Origin of the sequence: Kitasatospora arboriphila (assembly GCF_039528095.1) — a bacterium.
GTDB lineage: Bacteria > Actinomycetota > Actinomycetes > Streptomycetales > Streptomycetaceae > Kitasatospora > Kitasatospora arboriphila.
This window is the reverse complement of the sequence record NZ_BAAALD010000028.1, coordinates 73,051-83,668: the sequence shown is the minus strand read 5'-3', so window position 1 is coordinate 83,668 and position 10,618 is coordinate 73,051. Positions and strand designations below refer to the sequence as shown.

Here is a 10,618-nt window from a genome sequence, read left to right as displayed (position 1 = left end):
GCCGCCCCCCTCTGGCGTTCGCGCAGGCGGATCGCTGACGGCGGGTCAGCTCCCTACACCGGCCTAGGTCTAGACCTCAAGATAACGGCGGCGTGACAGTCGTCACTTATCCGTTCTTGAGATCGGACACCCGGCGCCCCCTCCCAGCAGGAGGGGATTTAATATATAAAATTGCACATGCATTCCCGGTAATTCCCCCCACCCCCACCAGCCCCATCGGGAATGGCCGATTCCGGCATGCCGAAGGGCCGTCCCCCCGACCCGGCGGAGTCGGGGACACGGCCCTTCGGGAAAACCCCTGAGACCTGTCAGGCCTCGGTTCGCTGAGCCGGAATCCCGGCCAGCAGGGCACGCACCTCGGCCTCACGGTAGCGGCGGTGGCCGCCCAGCGTGCGAATGGACGTGAGCTTGCCTGCCTTGGCCCAGCGAGTGACCGTCTTGGGGTCAACGCGGAACATGGTGGCAACCTCCGCCGGCGTGAGCAGAGGTTCAGCGTCAGGGGTACGAGCGGTCATGAGCGGCCTCCTCGGGAGAACCGAACCAGGGCGGTTCTATCCTTCAAATTCTGCACCTTGACCCGCGATGCCCGAAATGGCACACACGGACCGAGTCGGTTATAGGACGAACGGCTTGTCCTGATGTCTACAACTACACCATCCGTCCAGCCCCATCGGCCAAACCGCCTAAATTGGCCCCTCAGGGGTTCAAGCGAGACGGATGGCCATGGACCATCTCATAACGGACAGTCACGATTGTGTGACATCCGGTGACGAGACGACCAGACCCTCCGCTTCCCCACAAAGTACGCACCACCGTCAGATCGACCCAGAAGTGGACACACCAGGTTGAACTTGGGCTGGTTGTCCCATTTTTGCATATAGGGGTAAGTTCGCGTCAACGGTGAGTAGTGTCACGTTCCTGGGGGATTGACCGGCTCGGGACCTCGGCCCACGAGGGAAGGGCCGGAGGTCCCTCCTTCCCTTACCCCCGTCCGACCTCCGGCTACCCGGCCCCGGTGACCCGGTGTCAGCTGGCGTACCGCAGGGCCAGCACCCGGCGCCAACGGGCCGTCACCGCCTCGTACGCCCGCGCCGCCGCCTCGGTGTCCCCGGCCCGGAGCGCGCCGATCCCGGCCTCGATCTCGGCCACCGAGCGCTCCGCCGCCAGCCCCTCGGCACCGAGCAGGTGCACCAGGCCCCCGTAGTCGAGCTCCACCAGCGAGCGCGGGTGGAACTCCTCCAGCCACCGGCCGACCTGCTCCACACCCAGCACCAGCTCGCCGCCGGGCCCGCTCCGCGAGCCCGGCACCGCCGTCCGCAGCGCCCGGTAGCCGCGGGCCACCCGTCGGCGCGCCTGCGCCATCGGCGTCAGGTAGAAGAGGGAGGCCGGCACCGGCCGGTCCCCGGCCGCCCCTCCCGGCCCCGCCGGGACGAAGTGCCGGTCCTCCTCGCCGAACGGCAGGCACCAGCGCACCGGCACCTCCCAGCGGGAGGTGAGGATCCACGGCCGGGCGTCCGGGTGCGCCGTCCGCCAGCGCGCCTGGTCGGCCTCCGCCTCGGCCCGGACGGCGGGCGGCAGCACGGTGTCCAGCAGGAAGGCCGGCAGTGCCGCGCGGAGCTCGTCCATCGCCTGCCAGCTGCGCAGCCGGGTCGTCCACGGGCAGATGTAGGTGACCCGGTCGACGACCCGCACCAGCGCCCGCCCGCTCTCCCGGTCGGGCAGCGCCCCCGGGGTCCGTCCGGCCAGCTCCGCCAGGGCCTGCCGCTGCTCGGCCAGGGCGGCCGCGGCGACCGGTTCGGCGGCCCCGTCGGCGTCCGGGCCGTGCTCCGCCGCGTACGCCTGCCAGCGGGACCGCTCCGGCTCCGGATAGGCGGCCAGCGGCTCGTACACCCGCAGCTGGGCGGCGTAGGGCGGGAGCACCGAAGTGCGCACGGCGGTCACACCCGGCATCGTCGCACGGCCCGGGGGCCGCCGGGGAGGGTGCCGTCCGGGCCCTCCGGTCGTTATGTCCATGGGACCGTCAGGGGGCAGATCGTGCGACGGCCCCGGGGCTAGGCTTCGACCAGACGCCCGCACCACCGCCGCGGGCCCACGAATACTGGAGTCACCACAGTGACCGACGTACACACCGCGTCCGCCGCGCACCCCGCATCAGGAGTGCTCAGCAGGATCTTCGCGACCGGGCAGGACGCTGCCCCCGGTGACGGCCACGAGCAGGTCGTCCTCTGCCACGACCGGTCGACCGGTCTCAAGGCGATCATCGCCATCCACTCCACCGCGCTGGGCCCCGCGCTCGGCGGCACCCGCTTCCACCAGTACGACTCCGAGGAGGAGGCGCTGGAGGACGCGCTGCGGCTGTCCCGCGGCATGAGCTACAAGAACGCGCTGGCCGGCCTGGACCTCGGCGGCGGCAAGGCCGTGATCATCGGCAACCCGGCCCCCGGCGCGGAGGGCGGTGACAAGAACGAGGCGATGCTCCGCGCGTACGGCCGCTTCGTCGAGTCCCTGCAGGGCCGCTACGTCACCGCGTGCGACGTGGGCACCTACGTCCAGGACATGGACGTGGTGGCCCGCGAGACCCGCTTCGTCACCGGCCGCTCCCCCGAGTACGGCGGCGCGGGCGACTCCTCGGTGCTGACCGCCTTCGGCGTCTTCCAGGGCATGCGCGCCTCGGCCAAGGCCCGCTGGGGCCAGCCGACCCTGCGCGGCAAGCGGGTCGGCGTCGCCGGCGTCGGCAAGGTCGGCCACTACCTCGTCGGCCACCTGGTCGCGGACGGCGCCACCGTGGTGGTCACGGACGTCTCCGAGGCGGCCGTGAACCGGGTGCGCGCGGCCCACCCGGAGGTCGAGGTCGCCGGCGACACCGCCGCGCTGCTGCAGTCCGGCCTGGACGTCTACGCGCCCTGCGCCCTGGGCGGCGCGCTGGACGACGCGACCGTCGCGGTGCTCGGTGCGGCCGGCACCGCGGTCGTCTGCGGCGCGGCCAACAACCAGCTGGCGCACGCCGGCGTGGAGAAGGACCTGGCCGACCGCGGCATCCTCTACGCGCCGGACTACCTGGTGAACTCGGGCGGCGTCATCCAGGTCGCCGACGAGATCGAGGGCTTCAACTTCGAGCGCGCCAAGAACAAGGCGACCAAGATCTTCGACACCACCCTGGAGATCTTCACCCGCGCCGCCGCGGACGGCGTGCCGCCGGCGGTCGCCGCCGACCGGCTCGCGGAGAAGCGGATGCGCGAGGTGAGTGCTCTGCGCTCGATCCTGCTCCCGGGCGCCCGCCGGTCCTGATCGTCCGCGTGCGGTGGTCCGGAGGGGGCGGAGCGACTCCGCCCCCCTCCGGATCACAATGTGGAACCGGATTCTCACTTCGTAGCCCGATCGGGCGATACCGAACCCTCTGGCGAGGGATAATCGGAACCGTAACGACGGGCCCGGGTACGCTCCGGGCAGCCTGCAGAAGCCCGAGAAACCTCCTGTGACCTGGAAAGACCCGGTTTCGGAGGTTGGCCGTGCGCGCCACGTCACACGCGCGACGTACCGTCCGGCGGCGGAAACAGGTACCGTTAATGCTCCAAGGGACGGCTCTCCCACTCCGGGCAGGCCGCTCCTGATCATGAACACGTGTCAGACTCGGGGCCGTGAGCCCCATCGTTGAGGGGGTCGACCCATGGGGCGCGGCCGGGCCAAGGCCAAGCAGACGAAGGTCGCCCGCGAGCTGAAGTACAACAGCGGCGGGTTCGACGCGAACCGTCTGTCTCATGAGCTGGGCGTATCTCCGTCCACCGCGATCGAGCCTGAGCCGATCGAGGACGACGAGGACGACCCCTACGCGGCGTATGCGGATCTCTACGCCGACGAGGACGAGGACGACGAGGACTCCGCCGACAACGGACACTCCCGCCGCCGAGCCTGACAGCACGCACGAGACCGGCCCGGCGCTCATCGAGCGCCGGGCCGCTCTTCGGCGTGTCCGCGGCCGTAACGGGGCTCCAGGGGCCTCCTGGGCCCCGGTGGGCCCGCCCGTGCCGGGCGGGCCCACCGGACGGGCTCAGGCGAGGGTGAAGCCCTCGTAGGAGTTGTAGAGCGCGGCGCCGCCGTCGTGCTCGTCGGTGCGCTCGACGACGTCGCCCAGCAGCCAGGCCTCGACGCCGCGGTCCTCCAGCAGCGCGAGGACGACGTCCACCGAGGACGGCGGGACGACGGCGACCATGCCGACGCCCATGTTGAGGGTCTTCTCGATCTCCAGCGCCTTCATGCCGCCGACCTTGGCCACGGTCTGGAAGACCGGCATCGGCGTCCAGGTGCCGCGGTCCAGGCGGGCGTGCAGGCCGTCCGGGATCACCCGAGCCAGGTTGGCCGCCAGGCCGCCGCCGGTGACGTGCGAGAAGGCGTGGATCTCGGTGGCGCGGGCCAGCGCCAGGCAGTCCAGCGAGTAGATCCGGGTGGGCTCCAGCAGCTCCTCGCCGAGGGTGCGGCCGAACTCCTCGACCTGGCGGTCGAGCTTCCAGCCGGCCTGGTTGAGCAGCACGTGGCGGACCAGCGAGTAGCCGTTGGAGTGCAGGCCCGAGGCGGCCATCGCGATGACCACGTCGCCGGCCCGGACGCGCTCGGCGCCGAGCAGGGCGTCCGCCTCGACGACACCGGTGCCGGCGCCCGCGACGTCGTACTCGTCCGGGCCGAGCAGGCCCGGGTGCTCGGCGGTCTCGCCGCCGATGAGCGCGCAGCCGGCCAGGGCGCAGCCCTCGGCGATGCCCTTGACGATCTGGGCGACCCGCTCCGGGACGACCTTGCCGACGCAGATGTAGTCGGTCATGAACAGCGGCTCGGCGCCGCAGACCACCAGGTCGTCGACGACCATGCCGACCAGGTCGTGGCCGATGGTGTCGTGCTTGTCCATGGCCGAGGCGAGGGCGACCTTGGTGCCGACGCCGTCGGTGGCGGTGGCCAGCAGCGGGCGCTCGTAGCGCTTGAAGGCGGAGGCGTCGAAGAGCCCGGCGAAGCCGCCGAGGCCACCGACCACCTCGGGGCGGTTCGCCTTCTTCACCCACTGCTTCATGAGCTCGACGGCGCGGTCGCCGGCCTCGATGTCGACACCTGCGGCGGCGTAGGTCGCGCCGCCCTCGTTGCTGGTCACCTTGGTGTGGCCCTTTCAGAAACGGTTAAACCCGTGGGGGCGCGGGGTCTGCGCGGTCGGCCGGGCGGCTCCGTGGAGCGCCCGGCCGCGCAGTGCCCCGCGCCCCGGGTGGTACATCGTGCTACGGCCGACGGAGCGCGTCCGCCGCGCCGTGCCCGCCGATCAGGGACTGGACGCCGTCCAGGTCGCTGGTCGGCTTGCCGCGGACGGCCGGCGGCTGCTGGCTGCCGGCGATCTCGGCCTCCAGGAGCAGCTTGCCGAGCAGGGCCGGGTCCGGCAGCTCCATCGGGTACTCGCCGTCGAAGCAGGCCCGGCAGAGCCTGTCCTTGGGCTGCTTGGTGGCCTCGATCATGCCGTCGATCGAGATGTACGCCAGCGAGTCGGCACCGAGCGTGCGGCCGATCTCCTCGATGGTCATGCCGTTGGCGATCAGCTCCGCGCGGGTGGCGAAGTCGATGCCGAAGAAGCACGGCCACTTGACCGGCGGCGAGGAGATCCGGATGTGGACCTCGGCGGCGCCCGCCTCGCGGAGCATCTTGACCAGGGCGCGCTGGGTGTTGCCGCGGACGATGGAGTCGTCCACGACCACCAGGCGCTTGCCCCGGATGACCTCCTTGAGCGGGTTGAGCTTGAGCCGGATGCCGAGCTGGCGGATGGTCTGGCTGGGCTGGATGAAGGTGCGGCCCACGTAGGCGTTCTTCACCAGGCCGGAGCCGTAGGGGATGCCGCTGGCCTCGGCGTAGCCGATGGCGGCCGGCGTACCGGACTCCGGGGTCGCTATCACCAGGTCGGCCTCGACGGGCGCCTCGGCGGCCAGCTTGCGCCCCATCTCCACGCGGGAGAGGTGCACGTTGCGGCCGGCGATGGTGGTGTCGGGGCGGGCCAGGTAGACGTACTCGAAGACGCAGCCCTTGGGCTTGGCCTCGGCGAAGCGCGAGGTGCGCATCCCCTGCTCGTCGACGGCGATGAGCTCGCCGGGCTCGACCTCGCGGATGAACGAGGCGCCAACGATGTCGAGGGCCGCCGTCTCGGAGGCGACCACCCAGCCGCGCTCCAGCCGGCCGAGCACCAGCGGGCGGATGCCCTGCGGGTCGCGGGCGGCGTAGAGCGTGTGCTCGTCCATGAAGACGAGCGAGAAGGCGCCCTTGACCTGGGGCAGGACCTTCCGGGCGGTCTCCTCGATGGAGAGGTCCGGGTGGCCGGCGAGCAGCGCGGTCACCAGGTCGGTGTCGTTGGTCGCGGCCGTTCGCCCGGAGCGGGAGACGTGCTCCTCGCCGGGCAGCTCGGCGACCATCGCCGCCAGTTCGGCGGTGTTCACCAGGTTTCCGTTGTGGCCGAGGGCCAGCGACCCGTGAACGGTCGCCCGGAAGGTCGGCTGGGCGTTCTCCCAGACCGACGAACCTGTTGTCGAGTAGCGGGCATGTCCGACGGCGATGTGCCCGTGCAACGACCCCAGGGAGGTCTCGTCGAAGACCTGGGAGACGAGTCCCATGTCCTTGAAGACGAGAATCTGGGAGCCGTTGCTCACTGCGATGCCCGCGGATTCCTGACCGCGGTGCTGCAGGGCATAGAGGCCGAAGTACGTGAGCTTGGCGACCTCCTCGCCGGGAGCCCAGACACCGAAGACGCCGCAAGCGTCCTGGGGGCCTTTCTCGCCGGGAAGAAGATCGTGGTTGAGTCGTCCGTCACCACGTGGCACGTCTTCGAGTCTAGGACAGTTCCGTACGCCTTCCCGAACAGGGGAGCCGCGGATTATTGGCCGAACCGACGGCAACGCGCGTAGACAAAACCCCTTACACCGCGCGCCATTTCTCCGACGCGTTTTCCGGCGATCGGCGCACTCCCTTGTCACGCGCGCTCTTCGGGGCGCGGACCCGCCTGACGGGGCGTCGGCCACCGGGGTCCGGCGTGATCCTGCTCACCCGGCGGGCAGCAGCAGTGCCCAGGCCCCCGGATACACCGTCCACGTCCGATGCCGGACCGGCCCGACGGGGCAGCCGTCGGCGCTGTAGCCGAAGCTCCGGCCGGCCACGCTGAGCGCGGCGGCGCGCAGCCGGCGCTCCGCTCCCGCGGTGCGGATGACCAGCTCCAGCTCGCCCCCGGCCGGCCTGGCCTCCAGCAGCCGGATCCGCTCGTGGACGTCGGCGAGCAGCCGTCCGTCCGCTTCGACCCGCATCGGGGTGGACTCCGGGTCGGGAACGGTCGCCTGGTCGGGCGCAGCCCGTTTCGCCCATAGCGAACGTAGTGACGGCAGGGCCCGGCGGGGCTCCGCGCCGATCCGCAACTCGGTGAGCACCACCCCGCCGCCGTCGTCCACCACCAGGTCGAGCTTGCGCGGGGCGCCCCCGAGCACCGCCCGGGCGGCGGCCACCGGCTGCTCCGGCACCCCGAGCGCGCGGCAGGCGAGGACGGCGCCGGCCGGGCCGACCGGAACCACCCCCACCGGATCCGTGCCCAGGTCACGCTGCCGGTGGAGGGCCTGCAGCACCTTGTGCACGGCCTGGTCGGAGCCGATCACGACCGGTCTGCGACGGCCCCGGTGGGACAGCACGCGGTCGAGTTCGGACCGGCTCTCGGGCAGCACGACCTTCGCGTCGGCGCCTCCGCACAGCACGTCCCGGGCGATCCGCACCGACTCGCCGTCGGCCCGTCCGGCCGCCGGGTCGACCAGTACCAGCAGCGGCTCCCCCGCACCGCGTCCGTCGGGGCGGGATGCGGGCGTGGACAGGGACGACACGACCGGTCCTTCCTCAGGTAATCTCTCGGTGCAAGAGCCCCTTGCGCTATTGCGCCAGGGGCTTCGTCTATCTCGGGGCAGACTGCGGTCTTCGGCAGGATGCCCCAACCGGAAGGGGTGTACGCCTGTGCCGGCACTCGTGCTCGTTGGCGCCCAGTGGGGAGACGAGGGCAAGGGGAAGGCTACTGACCTCCTCGGTGGCTCCGTCGACTACGTCGTCCGCTACCAGGGCGGCAACAACGCCGGTCACACGGTGGTCATCGGCGACCAGAAGTATGCCCTCCACCTGCTGCCTTCCGGCATCCTCAGCCCGAACGTGACCCCGGTCATCGGCAACGGCGTCGTGATCGACCCGGGCGTGCTGCTCTCCGAGCTGCAGGGCCTGAACGAGCGCGGCATCGACACCTCCAAGCTGCTGATCTCGGGCAACGCCCACCTGATCACGCCGTACCACCGCACCCTGGACAAGGTCACCGAGCGCTTCCTCGGCAAGCGCCGGATCGGCACCACCGGCCGCGGCATCGGCCCGACCTACGCGGACAAGATCAACCGCGTCGGCATCCGGGTGCAGGACCTCTTCGACGAGTCGATCCTCCAGCAGAAGATCGAGGCGGCGCTGCACGACAAGAACCAGATCCTGGTCAAGCTCTACAACCGCCGCGCCATCCCGGCCGAGCTGGTGCTGGAGGAGTACCTCGGCTACGCCGAGAAGATCCGCCCGTTCCTGGCCGACACCACCCTCGTCCTGGACGAGGCGCTGAAGGCCGGCAAGGTCGTCCTGCTGGAGGGCGGCCAGGGCACCCTGCTGGACGTCGACCACGGCACGTACCCCTTCGTGACCTCGTCGAACCCGACCTCCGGCGGCGCCTGCACCGGTTCCGGCATCGGCCCGACCAAGATCGACCGGGTCATCGGCATCCTCAAGGCGTACACCACCCGCGTCGGCTCGGGCCCCTTCCCGACCGAGCTGCTCGACGAGGACGGCGAGGCGCTGCGCCGGATCGGCGGCGAGCGCGGTGTCACCACCGGCCGCGACCGCCGCTGCGGCTGGTTCGACGCGGTGATCGCCCGCTACGCCACCCGCGTCAACGGCCTCACCGACTTCTTCCTGACCAAGCTGGACGTGCTCACCGGCTGGGAGCAGATCCCGGTCTGCGTGGCGTACGAGATCGACGGCCGCCGGGTCGAGGAGCTCCCCTACAACCAGTCGGACTTCCACCACGCGAAGCCGGTCTACGAGACCCTCCCGGGCTGGAGCGAGGACATCTCGAAGGCCCAGACCTTCGCCGACCTGCCGAAGAACGCGCAGGCCTACGTGAAGGCCCTGGAGGAGATGTCCGGGGCGCCGATCTCGGCGATCGGCGTCGGCCCCGGCCGCACCGAGACCATCCAGATCAACTCCTTCCTGTAGGACTCGCGCCCGGACCCGTCCGGGACGCCTCGGGGACACCCGCCGGAGGGCCCCGCACCGAGCTCGGTGCGGGGCCCTTCCGCATTTCCCGAGATCATTGCACTAGTGCAGAAGTGGATTGCTCCTAGTGCATAACGGGTCTAGGGTCGGCGGCATGACCGCGAAGCTGCCCGCCCCGACCGTCCTGACCGGCCGCCACGTCCGGCTGGAACCGCTGACCCCGGAGCACGTGCCGGACCTCTTCGCCGCGAGCGGCGGCGACGAGGAGGTGTGGCGCTGGCTGCCGTACGAGGCGCCGGCCACCGAGGAGGCGATGGCCGCGAACATCGCCGGCCGGCTCGCCGACGCAGCCTCGGGCGGCTGCGTCCCGTTCGCCGTGGTCTCCACCGCGGACGGCCGGGCGGTCGGCGTCACCTGCTACCTCGACTTCAGTGCGCGCGACGAGCTGGTGGAGATCGGCGGCACCTGGTACGCCCGGCGGGTCTGGCGCACCGCGGTGAACACCGAGTCCAAGCTGCTGCTGCTCACCCACGCCTTCGAGGAGCTCGGCATGGGCCGCGTCACCTGGAAGACCGACCACCTCAACGAGCGCTCGCAGAACGCGATCCGCCGCCTCGGCGCCCGGCACGAGGGCACCCTGCGCCGCCACCGCCGCCGGCCGGACGGCAGCTGGCGCGACAGCGTCTACTTCTCGATGCTCCACGACGAGTGGCCCGCGGCGAAGGCCCGGCTGACGGAGCGGCTGGCCGAGGGCTGAGCCGCCGCCCGCGGCAACGGCAGGCGGCCGGCACCCCGGTGGTCGGGGTGCCGGCCGCGTGCGGGCCGCTCGGGCGGGCTCAGGCGATCGACGCGGCGACGATGGCGGCGACCGAGAGGTTGCAGGCGGCGGTCACCCAGACCGCCGGGTGCGGCTCGGGGTCGACCAGCACCTCGCCGAGCTTGCCCGGGGTCAGCAGGTCCACCAGCCAGAACGCGGCGGCCATCAGCACCAGGCCGAGCAGGCCGAAGAGCGCGGTCGCGGCCAGGCCCTTCCCGAACTCGTCGTAGGTGTACATGATCGCGGTGAAGACGATGCCGCCGATGCCGATCAGCGCGGAGCTGAGCACCACGGCGGCGTTGCGGTTGCGCTCCAGCCAGATCTGCCGGCCGAGCTTGCCCGGCGTCAGGGCGTCGACCAGGCCCACGCCGAGCAGCAGCAGCACCAGGCCCACGGCGCCGTAGGCGGCGGCCACGCCGAGGCCGTGGACGATGTCGTTCATGCTGCTCCCCCAGGGCGGAGTGCCACGCCAGGTGCCACCCGAAGTGTCAAGGACCGGCAAAAGATATCCCATGGTTC

At 71.4% G+C, this 10,618-nt stretch carries 10 protein-coding genes; 4 read left to right on the top strand and 6 right to left on the bottom strand.

The window, feature by feature from the left end; translation table 11 throughout:
• Positions 1–308: 308 nt before the first annotated feature.
• Both bldC and ABD353_RS16760 read right to left on the bottom strand, forming a co-directional pair.
• Positions 309–515, bottom strand: coding sequence for a developmental transcriptional regulator BldC (gene bldC / locus ABD353_RS16765; protein WP_014137253.1), 207 nt, complete (start codon positions 513–515; stop codon positions 309–311).
• A gap of 511 nt (positions 516–1,026) precedes the next feature.
• Positions 1,027–1,950, bottom strand: a complete 924-nt coding sequence (locus ABD353_RS16760; RefSeq protein WP_344624402.1) for a DUF8083 family protein — start codon at positions 1,948–1,950, stop codon at positions 1,027–1,029.
• A 162-nt stretch (positions 1,951–2,112) separates the two neighbouring features.
• Between ABD353_RS16760 and ABD353_RS16755 the strand changes: the two genes are divergently transcribed.
• Together ABD353_RS16755 and ABD353_RS16750 are read left to right on the top strand one after the other, a co-directional pair.
• Positions 2,113–3,288 carry a Glu/Leu/Phe/Val dehydrogenase dimerization domain-containing protein gene (locus ABD353_RS16755; RefSeq protein WP_425555173.1) on the top strand — a complete coding sequence of 392 codons (1,176 nt, stop codon included), beginning with the start codon at positions 2,113–2,115 and terminating at the stop codon, positions 3,286–3,288.
• 379 nt (positions 3,289–3,667) lie between these two features.
• On the top strand, positions 3,668–3,913 hold the full coding sequence (locus ABD353_RS16750) for a DUF3073 domain-containing protein (RefSeq protein ID WP_263104251.1): 246 nt from the start codon (positions 3,668–3,670) through the stop codon (positions 3,911–3,913).
• A 135-nt stretch (positions 3,914–4,048) separates the two neighbouring features.
• Here ABD353_RS16750 and purM read toward each other — a convergent pair whose 3' ends face one another.
• The 3 genes from purM to ABD353_RS16735 all read right to left on the bottom strand — a co-directional run bounded on the left by purM (position 4,049) and on the right by ABD353_RS16735 (position 7,871).
• Positions 4,049–5,134 carry a phosphoribosylformylglycinamidine cyclo-ligase gene (gene purM, locus ABD353_RS16745; protein ID WP_344624401.1) on the bottom strand — a complete coding sequence of 362 codons (1,086 nt, stop codon included), beginning with the start codon at positions 5,132–5,134 and terminating at the stop codon, positions 4,049–4,051.
• Positions 5,135–5,255: 121 nt separating this feature from the next.
• The gene (gene purF, locus ABD353_RS16740; protein ID WP_344624400.1) at positions 5,256–6,833 is read right to left on the bottom strand and encodes an amidophosphoribosyltransferase; all 1,578 of its coding nucleotides are present in this window, start codon (positions 6,831–6,833) and stop codon (positions 5,256–5,258) included.
• A gap of 219 nt (positions 6,834–7,052) precedes the next feature.
• Complete coding sequence (locus ABD353_RS16735; RefSeq protein ID WP_344624399.1) at positions 7,053–7,871, bottom strand: diacylglycerol kinase family protein; 819 nt, start codon at positions 7,869–7,871, stop codon at positions 7,053–7,055.
• Between the two features lie 127 nt (positions 7,872–7,998).
• On the opposite strand from ABD353_RS16735, the gene ABD353_RS16730 reads away from it, so the two are divergent.
• Positions 7,999–9,282: an adenylosuccinate synthase gene (locus ABD353_RS16730; RefSeq protein WP_344624398.1), complete on the top strand. Its 1,284-nt coding sequence runs from the start codon at positions 7,999–8,001 to the stop codon at positions 9,280–9,282.
• Positions 9,283–9,436: 154 nt separating this feature from the next.
• Positions 9,437–10,039: a GNAT family N-acetyltransferase gene (locus ABD353_RS16725; protein WP_344624397.1), complete on the top strand. Its 603-nt coding sequence runs from the start codon at positions 9,437–9,439 to the stop codon at positions 10,037–10,039.
• Positions 10,040–10,118: 79 nt separating this feature from the next.
• On the opposite strand, the gene ABD353_RS16720 is transcribed toward ABD353_RS16725, so the two are convergent.
• Complete coding sequence (locus tag ABD353_RS16720) at positions 10,119–10,541, bottom strand: DUF350 domain-containing protein (RefSeq protein ID WP_344624396.1); 423 nt, start codon at positions 10,539–10,541, stop codon at positions 10,119–10,121.
• Positions 10,542–10,618 lie beyond the last annotated feature (77 nt).